The organism is Rhodococcus aerolatus (assembly GCF_054783215.1).
Map to the genome: position 1 here is coordinate 13,458 of NZ_BAAGQZ010000005.1, position 16,786 is coordinate 30,243.

Here is a 16,786-nt window from a genome sequence, read left to right on the forward strand (position 1 = left end):
GGTCTCCTAGGGGGTGGGGTGGCGGGGGTGGCGCGGGTCGCGCAGCCGCGGGACGGTCGAGGCGAGCAGGGCGAGCAGCAGCCCGGCGGCCACGGCCCAGGCGACCACCAGCGGGTCGAACAGGGTGCCGGCCACGGCGCCGAAGGCGAGCACGCCCGCCCACAGGTAGATCAGCAGCACGGCCCGGCGGTGGGAGTGGCCGATCTCGAGCAGCCGGTGGTGCAGGTGCATCTTGTCCGGGCTGAAGGGGCTGCGGCCCGCCCGGGTGCGGCGGACCACCGCCAGCAGCAGGTCCAGCAGCGGGATGAACACCACCGCCGCGACGACGATGACCGGGCTCAGCAGCGCCAGCAGGTCCCGGGAGCCGTAGAGCCCCGGCTGCACACGGCCCGAGGCGCTGGTGGACGCCGCGGCCAGGACGAGCCCGAGCAGCATCGACCCGGAGTCGCCCATGAAGATCCGGGCGGGCTGGAAGTTGTGGGGCAGGAAGCCCAGGCACGCCCCGGCCAGCCCGGCCGAGATGAGCGCGGGCGGGTAGTAGGAGACGTCGCCGCCGGAGCTGCGCAGCAGGCCGAGGGAGAACGCGCAGGTGGCCAGCGCGGCGATGAGCGCGATGCCCGCCGCGAGCCCGTCGAGCCCGTCGACGAAGTTCATCGCGTTGGCCAGCAGCACGGTGAGCAGGACCGTGACCAGGCCGGCCTGCAGCTGGTCGAGCACGAGCACCGAGGCCTGCCCGCCCTCCCCGAACGGGTCGTAGAACAGGAACCACGAGAGCCCGAGGTAAACCAGCACCGCCGCCGCCGTCACCTGGCCGGCGAACTTGGTCAGCGCGTCGAGGCCGAACCGGTCGTCGAGCACCCCGACGGCGACGATGACCGCACCGGCCACCAGCACGGCCTGCAGGTCGGGGGTGAACTCGAAGCCCCGGGCCAGCGCGGGCAGCTGGTGGGCGAGGTACATCGCGGCGAGCAGGCCGCCGAAGATGGCCAGCCCGCCGAGCCGCGGCGTCGGGGTCAGGTGGACGTCGCGGTCGCGCGGGTAGGCGACCGCCCCGGTGCGCACCGCGAGGACCCGCACCAGCCCGGTGAGCAGGAAGGTGGCCGCCGCGGCCGTCAGGCCCACCAGGGCGAGCTCGCGGACCGGCACCCCGCCCCGGGTGGTGCCCGCCTGGGCGAGGAGCCCACCCGCCTCGGCGAGCAGCCCCTGCGCCACGACCACGCCCGGCTCAGCCGCGGGGGTACGCCGGGTGGGTGGCGACGAGCGCGGAGACCTCGTCGGCGATCCGGGCCAGCGCGGCGTCGCCCTCGGTCGTGCCGTGCTCGGCGCGGACCGCGGCGGCGATGAGCCGGGCGACGTCGGCCATCTCGGCCTCGCCCATGCCCTGGGTGGTCACCGCGGCCGAGCCCACCCGGATGCCCGAGGCCACCATGGGCGGGGCCGGGTCGTAGGGGATCGCGTTCTTGTTCAGCGTGATCCGGGCGGCGTCGCAGCGGGCCTCGGCGTCGGCGCCGGAGATGCCCAGGCCCTGCAGGTCGAGCAGCGCGAGGTGGGTGTCGGTGCCGCCCGAGACCGCGCGCATGCCCTCGGACTCCAGGGACTTGGTCAGCGCGGCGGCGTTGCCGACCACCGACGACGCGTACGCCTGGTACTCCGGGGTCGCGGCCTCCTTGTAGGCCACCGCCTTGCCCGCGACGGCGTGCATCAGCGGGCCGCCCTGGGTGAAGGGGAACACCGCCTTGTCCAGCTTCTTGGCGTGCTCGGCGCGGGAGAGCAGCATGCCGCCGCGGGGTCCGCGCAGCACCTTGTGCGTGGTCGCGGAGACGACGTCGGCGTAGGGCACCGGGGACGGGATCGCCTTCCCGGCGACGAGACCGATGAAGTGCGCGGCGTCGACCCAGAGGACCGCGCCGACCTCGTCGGCGATCTCGCGGAACGCGGCGAAGTCGATCAGCCGCGGGTAGGCCGTGGCCCCGGCGACGATCACCTTCGGCCGGTGGGCCCGGGCCAGGTCGCGGACCTCGTCGTAGTCGATGAGCTCGGTGTCCTTGCGGACCGAGTACGGCACCGGGTTGAACCACTTGCCGGAGAAGCTGACCTTGGAGCCGTGCGTCAGGTGCCCGCCGTGCGGCAGGCTCATGGCGAGCACGGTGTCGCCCGGCTGGCAGAACGCCGCGTAGACCGCGAGGTTGGCGTTCGCGCCCGAGTGCGGCTGCACGTTGGCGTGTTCTGCGCCGAAGAGCTCCTTGGCCCGCTCGACCGCGACGGTCTCGGCGCGGTCGACCACCCCGCACCCGCCGTAGTAGCGACGGCCGGGGTAGCCCTCGGCGTACTTGTTGCTCAGCGAGGAGCCCAGGGCCGCCAGCACGGCGGGGCTGGTGAGGTTCTCGCTGGCGATGAGCTGCAGGCCGCCGCGCAGCCGGTCGAGCTCGTCGAGCACGACGCCGGCGATCTCGGGGTCGGTCTCGGCGAGGGCGTCGAAGTCGGGGCCGAAGAACGGGGTCTCGCTCAACGCGCTGCGCTCCTGGGGGGTCGGGGTGCGGGTCGGGTCGGGGGCGAGTCTAGAGGGGTGGCCGCGGGTGGGTGCCGGGCCCGGCTCAGCGGTCGCGCAGGTCGGCGACCGACACGCCGACGGCCTCGGCGACCGCCTCGGCGGGGACGGCCCCCTCGCGGAGCACCCGCGGCACCGGCCCGGTCAGGTCGACGATGGTCGACGCGGTGCCCACCCGGACCGGCCCGCCGTCGAGGTAGACCTCGGCCGAGGCGCCGAGCTGGTCGCGCGCCTCCGCGGCCGTGGTGGCCGGGGGCTGGCCCGAGACGTTCGCGCTGGAGACGGCCATCGGACCGACCTCGCGCAGCAGCTCGAGGGCGACGGGGTGCAGCGGCATGCGCAGCATCACCGTGCCGCGGGTGTCACCGAGGTCCCACCGCAGCGACGGCGCCTCGGCGACCACCAGGCTCAGCCCGCCCGGCCAGAACGCCTCGACGAGCGCCCGCGCCGCGGGGGTGACCGACTGGGTCAGCCCGTCGATGGTCTGCCACGAGCCGACGAGGACCGGCACGGGCATGTCCCGGCCCCGGTTCTTGGCCCGCAGCAGGGAGGTGACCCCGACCGCGTCGAACGCGTCGCAGCCGAGGCCGTAGAGGGTGTCGGTGGGCAGCACGACCAGCTTGCCGCCGCGCAGCGCGCGGAACGCCGCGGTCAGCCCCTCGGTGCGCGAGTCGGGGCGGGTGCAGTCGAAGACGGTGCTCACGGGGCCTGATCCTCGCAGGTGGTCCGGGGCGGTGCGGTCAGCGGGAGGACGACACCCGGCGGGCCGTGGTGTATCGAGGCCGGCCGAGCAGGTCCGCGTGGCCCTCGACGTCGGCGAAGACCGTGCGCGCCCCGAACAGCGAGGCGACCGTGCCGGCGTGGGACTCGTCGTGCTCGACGCCGACGTGGCCCCCGACCCGCAGCCACTGCGCGGCCACGCCGACCAGCGGCCGGATGACGTCGAGTCCGTCCGCCCCGGCGAAGACGGCCACCGCCGGGTCGTGCTCGGCCACCTCCGGGGGCACCGGCGTGCCCGCGGGGACGTAGGGCGGGTTGGCCACGACGAGGTCGAACTGGCCCTCCCACTGCACCAGCAGCCGCCGGTCGGTGGCGTCGCCGCGGTGCAGCCGCACCGGGGTGTCCCCCGCCTCCCGGCGCACCTCGAGGTTGCGCCGGGCCCAGGCCAGCGCCGTGGCGTCGGACTCCACGGCGTGCACGCGGGCGTCCGGTCGCGCGTGGGCCAGGGCCAGCGCCAGCACGCCCGAGCCGGTGCACAGGTCGAGCACCAGCGGCGCGGTGGTGCCCTCCAGCGTCGCCAGCGCCCAGGCCAGCAGGAGCTCGGTCTCGGGGCGGGGGGTGAACACCCCGGGGCCCACCTCGACGGTGATGTCCCCCATCGCCGCCCAGCCGGTGAGGTGGTGCAGCGGCACGCGGCGGGCCCGCTCGGCGACCAGCTCCCGGTAGGCGAGGACGGTCTCCGGGTCGACCAGCGGCACCATCGGCAGCCGGGTGCGCTCGACCCCGACGACGTGCGCCGCGAGCAGCTCCGCGTCGGCCCTCGCGTTCTCGACGCCGGCCTCGGTGAGCTCGCGCGTCGCCTCGATCACGGCCAGTCGCAGGGGTTGTCGGCTCACCGGACCAGGGTGCCACGGGCGGGCTCAGCCGTCGGCGAGGCGCTCCGCGCGGTCCGCGGCGACGAGGGCGTCGAGGACGGGGTCGAGCTCGCCGTCGAGCACCGCGTCGAGGTTGTGGGCCTTGAACCCGATGCGGTGGTCGGCGATGCGGTTCTCCGGGAAGTTGTAGGTGCGCACCCGCTCCGAGCGGTCGACGGTGCGGACCTGGCTGCGCCGGTCGGCGGAGGCCTCCGCGGCCGCGGTCTCCTCGGCCAGGGCCTGCAGCCGGGCCGCGAGCACCTCCATCGCCCGCGCCTTGTTCTGCAGCTGCGAGCGCTCGTTCTGGCAGGTCACCACGATGCCGGTGGGCAGGTGGGTCAGCCGCACCGCGGAGTCGGTGGTGTTCACGCCCTGCCCGCCCTTGCCCGAGCTGCGGTAGACGTCCACCCGCAGGTCCTTCTCGTCGATCTCCACCGCGGCGACGTCGTCGAGCTCCGGGTAGACGAGCACGCCCGCCGCGGAGGTGTGGATGCGTCCCTGCGACTCGGTGACCGGCACGCGCTGCACCCGGTGCACCCCGCCCTCGAACTTCAGCCGGGCCCACACGCCCTCGGCGGCATCGGCCCGCGAGGTCACCGAGAGGGTGGCGTCCTTGTAGCCGCCGAGGTCCGACGGGGTCGCGTCGAGCACCTCGGCCCGCCACCCGTGGCGCTCGGCGTAGCGCAGGTACATCCGCACCAGGTCGGCCGCGAACAGCGCGGACTCCTCCCCGCCCTCCCCGGACTTCACCTCGAGCACGACGTCGTCCGCGTCGTGCGGGTCCCGGGGGGCCAGCAGGTCGGTCAGCCGGGTCTCGAGCTCGGCGACGCGGGCCTCGAGCTCGCGGGCCTCGGCGGCGAACGCGGCGTCCTCGTCGGCCAGCTCGCGGGCCGCGCCGAGGTCGGACCGTGCCGCGAGCAGCTGCTCGTGGGTGGCGACCACGGGGGCGAGCTCGGCGAAGCGCTTGCCCACCCGGCGCGCGGCGGCGGCGTCGGCGTGCAGCGCCGGGTCGGCCAGCTGGGCCTGCAGGCCCGCGTGCTCGGAGAGCACGTCGTCCACCACCGAGGGGCCGGTCGTCGGGCTGGTCACGGGGGTGCCTCCTGGTCGGGCGGTCCGGCTGCGGTGGAGTCCGGGGCTGGGGTCCGGGCGGGGCCGGACCCGGGAACACGACGACGCCCGCCCTGCCGGAGCAGGACGGGCGTCGGGGTCGTGGCTACTTGCCGGCGTTGCGCTTGCCGTAGCGCGCCTCGAAGCGGGCGACGCGCCCACCGGTGTCGAGGATCTTCTGCTTGCCGGTGTAGAAGGGGTGGCACTGCGAGCAGACCTCGACGTTGATCCGGCCGCTCTCCTTGGCCGATCGCGTCGTGAACGTGTTGCCGCACCCGCAGACGACGGTGGTGTCGACGTAGGTGGGGTGGATCCCTGCCTTCATGGTGTCCTCTCTCGTGGTCCCGGGTCGCCCACCCGTGCGGGGGACGTGAACCGGGGCCGGACTCGTGGCGTGTGCCGACGGGCATCCTAGCGACCTGCCGACACCCGTGTAACCGAGCGTCCCGCCCGGGTGTTCCCGGACGGGGCGCGCGGCGGCTCAGGCCTCGTCGTCGCGGCCCGTGGGGCCGGACGGCGCGGTCTTGGAGACCTGCATGAGGAACTCGGCGTTGCTGTGGCTCTTGCGCAGCCGGTCGATGAGCAGGTCGATGGCCTGGTGGGAGTCCAGGCCGGAGAGCACGCGGCGCAGCTTCAGGGTCACCGCGTACTCGTCGGTGCCCAGCAGCAGCTCGTCCTTGCGGGTGCCCGACGGGTTCACGTCGACCGCGGGGAACACCCGGCGCTCGGCGATCTTGCGGTCGAGCTTGAGCTCGGCGTTGCCGGTGCCCTTGAACTCCTCGAAGATCACCGTGTCGCCGGTGGAGCCGGTCTCGACCATCGCGGTGGCGATGATCGTGAGCGAGCCGCCGTGCTCGATGTTGCGGGCCGCCCCGAGGAAGCGCTTGGGCGGGTAGAGCGCCGTGGAGTCGACGCCGCCGGAGAGGATCCGGCCCGACGCGGGCGAGGAGTTGTTGTACGCCCGGCCCAGGCGGGTGATCGAGTCCAGCAGCACGACGACGTCCTTGCCCCCCTCGACCAGGCGCTTGGCCCGCTCGATGGCCAGCTCGGCGACGGCGGTGTGGTCACCCGGCGGCCGGTCGAACGTCGAGGAGATGACCTCGCCGCGCACCGAGCGCTGCATGTCGGTGACCTCCTCGGGCCGCTCGTCGACGAGGACGACCATGAGGTGGCACTCCGGGTTGTTCACCGTGATCGCGTTGGCGATGGCCTGCAGCACGCTGGTCTTGCCGGCCTTGGGCGGGCTGACGATGAGCGCGCGCTGGCCCTTGCCGATGGGCATGACCAGGTCGATGACCCGGGTGGTGAGGATGTTCGGCGTGGTCTCCAGCCGCAGCCGCTGGTTCGGGTACAGCGGGGTGAGCTTGCCGAACTCCGGGCGCTTGCGCGCCGCGTCGAGGTCACCGCCGTTGATGGTGTCGATGCGCACCAGCGGGTTGAACTTCTGGTTGGACCGACCGCCGCCGCCCTGCTGCTCACCCTCGCGCGGCACCCGGACCGCGCCGGTGACCGCGTCGCCGCGCCGCAGGCCGTGCTTGCGCACCATGCCCATGGAGACGTAGACGTCGCCCGGGCCGGCGAGGTAGCCGCTGGTGCGGACGAAGGCGTAGTTGTCGAGGACGTCGAGGATGCCCGCGACGGGCTGCAGGACGTCGTCGTCGCGGACCTCCGGGTCGCGCTCCTCCTGGGGGCCCCCTGCGGTGTCGCCGCCCCGGTCGCGCCCGCGGCGCCGCTCGCGGAACCGCCTGCCGCGGCGGCCGCCCCGGCCCTCCTCGTCGTCGCCCGGGCCGTTCTGCCCGTTCTGGCCGCCGGGCCCGTTCTGACCGGAGCCGTTCTGGGCGGCAGCGTTCTGGGACGATCCGTTCTGGGACGAGCCGTTCTGGCCGGATCCGTTCTGGCTCGAGCCGTTCTGGGAGGCGCTGTTCTGGGAGCCGCCCTGCCCGCGGCCGGGGCCGCGGTCGTCGTCCCGCTCGGCGGGGCCGCGGTCCTCGTCCCGCTCGCCGGCACCGTCGCGCTGCTGCGGGCGGCCGTTCTGCCGGCCGCCCTCGGCGACGGCGTCCCGGCCCTGCTGGGCGGGGCGCTGGCCGCGGCCGTCCTGCGCGCCGCCGTGCTGGGTGTCACCGCGGTGGCTGTCACCGCGGTCCCGGCCACCGTCCGTCCGCTCGCGACCGTCCTGCTCGCGGCTGCCCTGATCGCCTCCGTCCTGCTCACGGCTGCCCTGCTCGCGACTGCCCTGCTCGGCGGCGTCCGGGCTGCCGGTCTGCTCGGGGGCGCCGGCGGAGCGCGAGGCCCCGCGGCGCTGCCGGGACCGGCGGGGGGTGGTGCCGGCGTCGGCCGCGTCACCGCCGGCGGGCGCCGTGGCACCGTCGCCGGGGGCCGTGGCACCGTCGGCGGGGCCGTCCGGCGCGGTCGTGGCCGGCGCGGTCGTCTCCGCGGGCGCGGTCGCCGCCGGAGCCGACGCGGCGGGCCCGCTGCCCGCGCCGCCACCCTGCTGGGCCTTGATGGCCACGATCAGGTCGCCCTTGCGCATGCCGGCGGTGTCACCGATCCCCATGTCGGCGGCGAGGGTCCGCAGCTCGGCGAGGACCATGCCGGTCAGCCCGCCACGGCGCTTCGGCGCGGCGGGCTCGGCGGGGGTGGTGACGGTGTCCGTATCGGTCACGGAGGTCCTTTCCTTCCCCGACGCACGCGGCACGGGGTGTCGACCCCGGCCTCGGTGGTGCACCGGGCCAGGAGAGCTCCGCGTCGACCCCACGGGGGTCGGGCGGCGGGGTGAACACCCGGACTGCCCCGGACTGGCGCGGTGCGGAGCACCGGCGACCAGCAGGCGTGCGAGAGGGTCCCCCCCGGGAGAGCCTCGGGAGGACCACCGGCACGGGAGCACGGTGGGTGGACGCCGCAACCATAACCCCGGCGCCCACCTGCAGCAACAACCCCCGGGGCCGCGCCTCAGGTGCGCCGGGCGCCGCCCGCCACGGGCAGCTCGAGCACCTGCCAGCCCTCGGCCGCGGCCCGGTCGGCGAGCTCGGCGGGCAGCCCGCCCACCGTCAGGGCCAGCACCGTCGGGCCCGCCCCGGAGACCGTCGCGGCGGTGCCCGCCTCCCGCAGCCGTGCCACCCACGCCGCGGTGCGCGGCATGGCGGGCGCCCGCTGGGCCTGGTGCAGCCGGTCCGCGGTGGCGGGGAGCAGCAGGTCGGGCCGGGAGCCCAGCGCGACGACGGCCAGGGCGCTGCGCCCGGCGTTGAACGCCGCGTCGGCGTGGGGGACGTGCGCGGGCAGCATCCCGCGGGTGGCCTCGGTGGCCGACCGCTCCGCGGGCACCAGCGCGACCGGCAGGACCGACGGGTGCACGGCCACGCGCACCGCGCGGTAGGTCGGGCCGGGCTCGGTCCACGACACCACCGCGCCGCCGAGCACGCTGGCGGCGGCGTTGTCGGGGTGGCCCTCGAACTCCGAGGCGAGCTGGACCAGCACCTCCTCGGTGAGCGGCTGCGCACCCTCCACGCCCGCCACGAGCTCGCTCGCCGCGACGAGCCCGCCGACGACCGCCGAGGCCGAGGACCCGAGGCCGCGCGAGTGCGGGATGCTGTTGCGGCACAGCACGTGCAGCCCGTCCGCCCGCACCCCCGCGCGGCGCAGGCCCGCCATGAGCCCGCGTGCGACCAGGTGCGACCCGTCGGTGGGCACCTCCCCTGCGCCCTCCCCCTCGACCTCGACGACGACGCCGCGCCCCCCGACCCGCACCTCGACGGTGTCCCACAGCCCCAGGGCCAGCCCGAGGCAGTCGAACCCGGGCCCGAGGTTGGCCGACGAGGCGGGGACCGACACCGTGACGGTGCGGCCCTCCTCCAGCTTGCCGAGCGCCTGGGCGGCGACCGTGCTCGGCAGCGGTGCGCTCACCGCGGCACCCGCCCGGTCACGCCAGCTCCAGCACCCGGGCCACCGCGGCGGGGTCGACGTCGATCGGCTCGACCGGGGCCATGCCCAGCAGGGCCGTCGCCGGGTCCTTGAGGCCGTTCCCGGTGACGGTGCAGACCACGGTCAGCCCCGCGGGGAGCCACCCCTCCTCCCGCGCGGCGAGCAGCCCGGCGATGCTCGCGGCGGACGCGGGCTCGACGAACACGCCCTCGCGGGCGGCCACCAGCCGGTAGGCGGCCAGGATGTCGTCGTCGGTGACGGCCCGGAACGCCCCGCCGGACTGCTCCTGGGCCTCGACCGCCCCCGTCCAGGAGGCCGGCGAGCCGATGCGGATGGCGGTGGCCAGGGTCTCGGGCTCCTTCACCGGCCCCCCGAGCACCAGCGGGGCCGCGCCCGCGGCCTGCACCCCGAGCATGCGCGGCAGCACGTCGACGACCCCGTCGGCGTGGTACTCGCGGTAGCCCTTCCAGTACGCGGTGATGTTGCCGGCGTTGCCGACCGGCAGCGCGTGCACGTCGGGGGCACGGCCCAGGGCGTCGCAGACCTCGAAGGCCGCCGTCTTCTGGCCCTCGATGCGCTCGGGGTTGACCGAGTTCACCAGGCCGATGGTCTCGAACTCCGCCGTCGTCTTGCGGGCGAGCTCCAGGCAGTCGTCGAAGTTGCCGCGCACCTGGATAATCGTCGCCCCGTGCATCACCGCCTGTGCGAGCTTGCCGGTCGCGATCTTGCCGTCGGGCACCAGGACCGCGCACGACATCCCGGCGGCGGCGGCGTACGCGGCGGCCGAGGCGGAGGTGTTGCCGGTGGAGGCGCACAGCACGGCGCGCTGGCCGCGGCGGTAGGCGTCCGTCACCGCCATCGTCATGCCGCGGTCCTTGAACGAGCCGGTCGGGTTGGCCCCCTCGACCTTGAGGTGCACCTCGCAGCCGGTGAGCTCGGAGAGGTGTGGGGCGGGGATCAGCGGGGTCGCGCCCTCGCGCAGCGTGATGACGCGGGTGCCCTCGGGGACGGCCAGCCGGTCGCGGTAGGCGTGGATGAGCCCCGGCCACGCCCGGTGCACCCCGGACGACCGCGCGGTCCCCAGCTCGCTCCGGTGCTCGACCCCCACGTCGCTCCGCTCGCTCATGCGTCCCCGCCTTCCACGCGCAGCACGTTGCTGATGTCGGTCACGAAGTCGAGCCCGCGCAGCGTCTCCACCGTCGCGGCCAGCGCGGCGTCGGGGGCGGAGTGGGTGACCACGACGAGCGAGGCACCCGCGCCCCGGCCCTCCTGGCGGACGCGGGAAATGCTGACGCCGCGCTCGGCGAACGCGCCCGCCACGGCGGCCAGCACCCCCGCGCGGTCGTCGACCTCGAGGTTGACGTGGTAGCGGGTGGGGGTGTCGCCCATGGGGGCCACGGCGAGGGCGGCGTAGGCGGAGTCGCGCGGGCCCCGGCCGGAGTGGACGAGGTTGCGCGCCACCGCGACCAGGTCGCCCAGCACGGCCGACGCGGTCGGCGCCCCGCCGGCGCCCTGCCCGTAGAACATGAGCCGGCCCGCGGCGTCGGCCTCGACGACGACGGCGTTGAACGCACCGCCGACCCCGGCCAGCGGGTGGGTGCGCGGCACCATCGCCGGGTACACGCGGGCGGAGACGCGCTCGACACCGTCCTCGCCCACCACCCGGTCGCACAGCGCCAGCAGCTTCACCGTGCAGTCCAGCGCGGTCGCCGCGGCGATGTCGGACGCGGTCACCCCGCGGATGCCCTCGCGGTGCACGTCGTCGGCGGTGACGCGGGAGTGGAACGCGATGCTGGCCAGGATCGCCGCCTTGGCCGCGGCGTCGAAGCCGTCCACGTCGGCGGTGGGGTCGGCCTCGGCGTAGCCCAGCCGGCCCGCCTCGTCGAGGGTCTCGGCGTAGCCCGCGCCGGTCTCCGACATCGCGGAGAGGATGAAGTTGGTGGTGCCGTTGACGATCCCGATGACCCGGGTGATGCGGTCGCCCGCGAGGGACTCCCGAAGCGGGCGCAGCAGCGGGATCGCCCCGGCCACAGCGGCTTCGAAGTACAGGTCCGCCCCGGTGGCGTCCGCGGCCGCGGCGAGCTCGGCGGTGTGGTCGGCGAGCAGCGCCTTGTTCGCCGTCACCACCGACTTGCCCGCGCCGAGCGCACGCAGCAGCAGCGAGCGCACCGGCTCGATGCCGCCGATGACCTCGACGACCACGTCGACGCCGTCGCGGGTGACGAGCTCCTCGGCGTCGGTCGTGAGCAGGTCCTGCGGCACGTCGGGGTGGCGGCCCAGGCGGCGAACGGCGATGCCGCGCAGCTCGACCGGGGCGCCCACGCGCGCGGTGAGCTCGGCGGACTGGCTCGTCACCAGCCGCACGACCTCCGATCCGACGGTGCCGCAGCCGAGCAGCGCGACGCCGATGGGCCGCACCCCCCCGGCCGCGTCGCTGCGGGTGGTCACGGCACCTCCAGGCTGAGCAGGTCCTCGACGGTCTCGCGGCGCAGCACGAGGCGCGCCGCGCCGTCGCGCACGGCCACCACGGCCGGCCGGGTGAGCAGGTTGTAGCGGCTCGACATGGCGTAGCAGTAGGCACCGGTCGCGGCCACGGCCACGAGGTCGCCCGGGCCCAGGTCGGCGGGCAGCCAGGCGTCGCGCACGACGACGTCCCCGCTCTCGCAGTGCTTCCCGACGACCCGGGACACCACCGGCTCGGCCGTGGAGCTCCGCGAGACCACCCGGCAGTCGTAGCTGGCGTCGTACAGCGCGGTGCGCAGGTTGTCGCTCATGCCGCCGTCAACGCTGACGTAGCGCCGGCCCGCCCCGCCGCCGAGGGCGACCTCCTTGGTGGTGCCCACCTCGTAGAGGGTGACGGTGCCGGGCCCGACGATCGCGCGCCCGGGCTCGACCGTCACGGTGACCTCGCCCAGCCCGGCCGCGGCGGTCTCCGCGGCGACGATGCGACGCAGCGAGGCGGCGATCTCGGCGACGGGCGGGGGCCGGTCGGCCGCGGTGTAGGCGATCCCCAGGCCACCCCCCAGGTCGAGGGTGGTGACCGAGGCGAGCCGCTCCGCGGAGTGGACGTCGACGAGCGAGCGCAGCAGCCCGACGACCCGGTGCGCGGCGACCTCGAAGCCGTCGGGGGTGAAGATCTGGGACCCGATGTGGCTGTGCAGCCCGACGAGGCGCAGGTTCTCGCAGTCCAGCACCGCGGCGGCGGCCGCGGCCGCGTCGCCCCCGGCCAGGGAGAACCCGAACTTCTGGTCCTCGTGGGCGGTGGCGATGAACTCGTGGGTGTGGGCCTCGACCCCGACGGTGACCCGCACCAGCACGTCGGCCACCACGCCGGCCTCGCGGGCCAGGGCGTCGAGCCGGTCGATCTCCACGGTCGAGTCGAGCACGACCGCGCCCACCCGGTGCTCGACCGCCATGGCCAGCTCGGCGACGGACTTGTTGTTGCCGTGCAGGGCGATCCGCTCGGCCGGGAAGCCCGCGTGCAGCGCCACGGCCAGCTCGCCGCCCGAGCACACGTCGAGCGAGAGGCCCTCCTGGTCCACCCACCGGGCGACCTCGCCGCAGAGGAAGGCCTTGCTCGCGTAGTGCACCCGCTCGGGCGCGCCGAACGCCTCGGCCATCTCCCGGCAGCGGGACCGGAAGTCGTCCTCGTCGATGACGAACAGCGGGGTGCCGTAGGTCTGCGCGAGCTCGCGGACGTCGACCCCGGCGAGGCGGACCACGCCGTCGTCGCCGCGGGCGGCCCCGCGCGGCCACACCGCGGCGGGCAGCGCGTCGACGGCGGCGGCCGACGCGGGCCGCTCCGGGGCCCGCTCGTCGGAGACGACGTCGGCGTGCCGCGGCCCCGCGGGGTGCGCCCTCACATCCGCTCCGGGGCCGAGACGCCGAGCGTCCCCAGGCCGCTCGCGAGCACGGTGCGGGTGGCCTCGCACAGCGCGACGCGGGCGGAGTGCAGCGGACCCGGCTCCTCGTCGCCCTGCGGCAGCACGCGGCAGGAGTCGTAGAACCGGTGGTAGGTCCCGGCCAGCTCCTCGAGGTAGCGGGCGACGCGGTGGGGCTCGCGCAGCTCGGCGGCCGAGGCCAGCACCCGCGGGTACTCCCCCAGCGTGCGCACCAGCGAGCCCTCGCGGTCGTGGGTGAGCAGGGCCAGGTCCGGGTCGGCCGAGGTGATGCCGAGCTCGGCGGCGCTGCGGGCCAGGGCGGAGAGCCGGGCGTGCGCGTACTGCACGTAGAAGACCGGGTTGTCGCTGCTGCGGGACTGCCACAGCCCCAGGTCGATGTCGATGCTGGAGTCCACCGAGGACCGGATGAGGGCGTAGCGGGCCGCGTCGACCCCCACGGCCTCCACGAGGTCCTCCAGGGTGATCACGGTGCCCGCGCGCTTGCTCATCCGCAGCGCCTCGCCGTCGCGCACCAGGTTCACCATCTGCCCGATGAGGACCTCGACCGCCTCGGGGTCGTCGCCCCCCGCGGCCGCGGCGGCCTTGAGCCTGCCGACGTACCCGTGGTGGTCCGCGCCCAGCATGATGATGCAGAGGTCGAAGCCCCGGGAGCGCTTGTCCCGGAAGTAGGCGATGTCGCCGGCGATGTAGGCGGCATCGCCGTCGCTCTTGATGACGACGCGGTCCTTGTCGTCGCCGTAGTCGCTGGAGCGCAGCCACCACGCCCCGTCCGCCTCGTAGAGGTTGCCGGAGTCCTTCAGCTCGGCCACCGCCCGCTCCACCGCGCCCGAGGCAAACAGGTCGTTCTCGTGGAAGTAGACGTCGAAGTCGGTGCCGAACTCGTGCAGCGAGGCCTTGATCTGGGCGAACATCAGGTCGATGCCGGTGGCGCGGAAGATCTCCGCGCGCTCCTCGACCGGCTCGGTCAGCACGGTCGGGTGGGCGCGGACCACGTCGGCGGCGATCTCCGCGATGTACGAGCCCGCGTAGCCGTCGTCGGGGGTCGGCTCGCCCAGGGCGGAGGCGACCAGCGAGCGGACGAACCGGTCGATCTGCGCGCCGTGGTCGTTGAAGTAGTACTCCCGGGCCACCTCCGCGCCCTGCGCGGCGAGGACCCGGCCCAGGGCGTCGCCCACCGCGGCCCACCGGGTGCCGCCCAGGTGGATGGGACCGGTGGGGTTGGCGGAGACGAACTCGAGGTTGACCCGGCGCCCGGCGAGGGAGTCCCCGCGGCCGTAGTCCGGGCCGGCGGCCAGCACGGCCGTGACGATGGCGCCCTGCGCCGCGGTGGCCAGCGTGACGTTGAGGAAGCCCGGCCCCGCGACGTCGGCGGAGGTGACCTCGTCGCGACGGGCCAGGCCCTCGGCGAGCCAGCCCGCCAGCTCGCGCGGGCTGGTCCCGGCGCGCTTGGCCACCTGCAGGGCCAGGTTGGTGGCGTAGTCGCCGTGCTCGGGGTTGCGGGGGCGCTCCACCGTCACCGCGGGCGGGAGGACGTCCGGGTCCAGGCCGTGCGCGGCCAGCTGCTCGGCCGCGACGGCACGGACCAGCTCGGCGAGGTCGGCGGGGGTCACGGGCGTCGATCCTATGGGCTCCCGCGTGCCCGCCCCCCACCGCCCGACGGGGCCGCGGTGCCGGACGCCGGAGCACCCGGGGCACGGCTCGTACAGTGGAGACGACCTGCGGGGTCGGGCGGACGGCCGGTGTGCGGCCGCGCCCGCGGCCCCGCACCGACGACGGCCCCGCAGCCCGGGGCGAGTGAGGACACCCGAGAGCGATGGCCAGCGGCCCCAGCAGGAAGAAGCCGGCGAGCTCCGCCAGCGCGGCGAAGTCGGCGAAGGCCCTCAAGGCGGCGGGCAGCCGCAGCCGCGGTGCCACGTCGGCGAAGGGGTCCGTCGTCACCAAGCGGCAGGTCCCCTGGATCACCATCGGCGCCGTCGTCGTCGTCCTCGCGTTCGTCGCCGCCATCGCCGTCTACCTGGTGCCGAAGTACGAGACGCGCGCCGAGGCGCAGCGCTTCGTGCCGTCGGCCGACAACCCGGACCCGTCGTCGGCCATCGACGGGGTGACCAAGGTCGACTACCCGGCGGGCCAGCACGTCACCGCCACCCAGCGCGTGGCCTACGACCAGTCCCCGCCGTTCGGCGGCCCGCACGACCAGGTGTGGGCCACCTGCACCGGCACGGTCTACCCGAACGGCCTGCGCACCGAGAACGCGGTGCACTCCCTCGAGCACGGCGCGGTGTGGATCACCTGGAACCCGGACACGCTGCCCGCCGACCAGGTGAGCGCGCTGGAGTCGAAGGTGACCGGCAAGCCCTACATGCTGGGCTCGGCCTACCCCGGGCAGAGCTCGCCGGTCTCGCTGCAGTCCTGGGGCCACCGGCTCGAGGTCGACAGCGCGAACGACCCCCGCATCGACGAGTTCATCACCGCGCTGCGGCTGAACTCCAACACCTACCCCGAGGTCGGGGCCAGCTGCGACACCGCGAACACCTCGCTGTTCGACCCGGCCGACCCGCCGCCGTTCGACCCGACCCCGCCGGGGCCCGACGCGGTCCCGATGTCGGGCACCGGCGCCACGCAGCAGGACATCACCGACCCGTCCCAGCTCAGCGGCGCCGCGACCGCCCCGTCGACGAGCGCCGCCGCCACCACCCCGGAGGCGGCCCCGACGACCGCCCCCGCGGCACCCACCCCGACCCCCGGGAGCTGATCGTGACCACCGACACCCTGGCCCGGCCCGAGCCGGAGGCGCCGCGGCGGCCTCGGCCCCGCAGCGAGAAGCCCGCGCTGCTCGTGCTCGCCGTCGTCGTCCTCGTGGGCCTCGGCTTCCTGGCCGGCGCCACGCTCGGCCCGTCCGGCAGCGGCGACACCCTCACCGTGCCTGCGGCCGACTCCGTCGACGTCGGCTTCCTGCAGGACATGACCGTGCACCACCAGCAGGCGGTGCAGATGGCCAACGTCGCCTACGTGCGGGCCCAGGCGCCGGAGGTCCGCAGCCTCGCCTTCGACATCCTCACCTCCCAGCAGGCCCAGATCGGGCAGATGCAGGGCTGGCTGACCCTGTGGGGGCGGGCGCAGCTGCCGACGGGCCCGTACATGACGTGGATGGCGGGCAGCCCCATGGCCGCCGGGATGGGGGCGATGCCCGCAGGCGGGGTCGCCCAGATGCCGGGGATGGCCAGCCAGGACGACCTGGCCGCGCTCAGCGCCGCCACGGGCACCGACGTCGACACGCTGTTCCTGCAGCTCATGCTGCGCCACCACCAGGGCGGCGCCGGGATGCTGAGCTACGCGGCCGCGAACGCCGGCCAGCCGGTCGTGGCGAGCTTCGCCAAGCAGGTCTCGGGCACCCAGGTCAACGAGGCCGAGTACATGACCACGCTGCTCGCCCAGCGCGGGGCGCAGCCGCTGCCGCTGACCGGGTAGCGGCGGGGAGCACCCCGCGGGTGCGCTAGTCTCGGCACCGCCCAGGCGAGGTCGCACCCCGGTGCGGTCCGCCCCCGTAGCTCAGGGGATAGAGCGGCGCCCTCCGGAGGCGTAGGCGCAGGTTCGAATCCTGCCGGGGGCACCACCACCACCTCAGCCACCACCCCGCCCGACGCGGCGGCCGCCCCGGGGCGGCTGCGGCAGGATGG

General features: G+C 75.4%; 14 protein-coding genes and 1 tRNA gene. 3 read left to right on the forward strand and 12 right to left on the reverse strand.

The genetic code is table 11. The features are described 5' to 3' along the window. Positions 1-6 precede the first annotated feature (6 nt). The 12 genes from ACYVOF_RS03430 to argS form a co-directional block, all read right to left on the reverse strand. A complete protein-coding gene (locus ACYVOF_RS03430; protein WP_460864122.1) occupies positions 7-1,218 on the reverse strand; it encodes a glycosyltransferase family 4 protein in 1,212 nt (403 codons plus the stop codon). A gap of 7 nt (positions 1,219-1,225) precedes the next feature. Continuing rightward, on the reverse strand, positions 1,226-2,509 hold the full coding sequence (locus ACYVOF_RS03435; RefSeq protein ID WP_460864123.1) for a serine hydroxymethyltransferase: 1,284 nt from the start codon (positions 2,507-2,509) through the stop codon (positions 1,226-1,228). Positions 2,510-2,594: 85 nt separating this feature from the next. Then, positions 2,595-3,251, reverse strand: coding sequence for an L-threonylcarbamoyladenylate synthase (locus ACYVOF_RS03440; RefSeq protein ID WP_460864124.1), 657 nt, complete (start codon positions 3,249-3,251; stop codon positions 2,595-2,597). 37 nt (positions 3,252-3,288) lie between these two features. After that, positions 3,289-4,164: a peptide chain release factor N(5)-glutamine methyltransferase gene (gene prmC, locus ACYVOF_RS03445; RefSeq protein ID WP_460864125.1), complete on the reverse strand. Its 876-nt coding sequence runs from the start codon at positions 4,162-4,164 to the stop codon at positions 3,289-3,291. 24 nt (positions 4,165-4,188) lie between these two features. Next, a complete protein-coding gene (prfA, locus tag ACYVOF_RS03450; RefSeq protein WP_460864126.1) occupies positions 4,189-5,271 on the reverse strand; it encodes a peptide chain release factor 1 in 1,083 nt (360 codons plus the stop codon). 124 nt (positions 5,272-5,395) lie between these two features. Further along, positions 5,396-5,614, reverse strand: a complete 219-nt coding sequence (rpmE, locus tag ACYVOF_RS03455) for a 50S ribosomal protein L31 (protein WP_460864127.1) — start codon at positions 5,612-5,614, stop codon at positions 5,396-5,398. A gap of 156 nt (positions 5,615-5,770) precedes the next feature. Continuing rightward, complete coding sequence (rho, locus tag ACYVOF_RS03460; protein WP_460864286.1) at positions 5,771-7,879, reverse strand: transcription termination factor Rho; 2,109 nt, start codon at positions 7,877-7,879, stop codon at positions 5,771-5,773. 359 nt (positions 7,880-8,238) lie between these two features. Further along, positions 8,239-9,189 (reverse strand): homoserine kinase, encoded by a 951-nt coding sequence (gene thrB, locus ACYVOF_RS03465; protein ID WP_460864128.1) that lies wholly within the window; start codon positions 9,187-9,189, stop codon positions 8,239-8,241. A 16-nt stretch (positions 9,190-9,205) separates the two neighbouring features. Next, entirely contained in the window at positions 9,206-10,333 is a 1,128-nt protein-coding gene (thrC, locus tag ACYVOF_RS03470) for a threonine synthase (protein ID WP_460864129.1), read from the reverse strand. Beyond that, a complete protein-coding gene (locus ACYVOF_RS03475) occupies positions 10,330-11,655 on the reverse strand; it encodes a homoserine dehydrogenase (protein ID WP_460864130.1) in 1,326 nt (441 codons plus the stop codon). Before ACYVOF_RS03475 ends, thrC begins: the two co-directional genes overlap by 4 nt. Next, the gene (lysA, locus tag ACYVOF_RS03480) at positions 11,652-13,070 is read right to left on the reverse strand and encodes a diaminopimelate decarboxylase (RefSeq protein WP_460864131.1); all 1,419 of its coding nucleotides are present in this window, start codon (positions 13,068-13,070) and stop codon (positions 11,652-11,654) included. Before lysA ends, ACYVOF_RS03475 begins: the two co-directional genes overlap by 4 nt. After that, positions 13,067-14,719: an arginine--tRNA ligase gene (argS, locus tag ACYVOF_RS03485; protein ID WP_460864132.1), complete on the reverse strand. Its 1,653-nt coding sequence runs from the start codon at positions 14,717-14,719 to the stop codon at positions 13,067-13,069. The genes lysA and argS overlap by 4 nt, the downstream gene beginning before the upstream one ends. A 203-nt stretch (positions 14,720-14,922) precedes the next feature. Here argS and ACYVOF_RS03490 point away from each other — a divergent pair, with 203 nt between their 5' ends. The 3 genes from ACYVOF_RS03490 to ACYVOF_RS03500 all read left to right on the forward strand — a co-directional run bounded on the left by ACYVOF_RS03490 (position 14,923) and on the right by ACYVOF_RS03500 (position 16,722). Further along, on the forward strand, positions 14,923-15,861 hold the full coding sequence (locus ACYVOF_RS03490; protein ID WP_460864133.1) for a DUF3105 domain-containing protein: 939 nt from the start codon (positions 14,923-14,925) through the stop codon (positions 15,859-15,861). Positions 15,862-15,863: 2 nt separating this feature from the next. After that, a complete protein-coding gene (locus ACYVOF_RS03495; protein ID WP_460864134.1) occupies positions 15,864-16,577 on the forward strand; it encodes a DUF305 domain-containing protein in 714 nt (237 codons plus the stop codon). A gap of 70 nt (positions 16,578-16,647) precedes the next feature. After that, positions 16,648-16,722: transfer RNA gene (locus ACYVOF_RS03500), tRNA-Arg, on the forward strand. Positions 16,723-16,786: the final 64 nt, after the last annotated feature.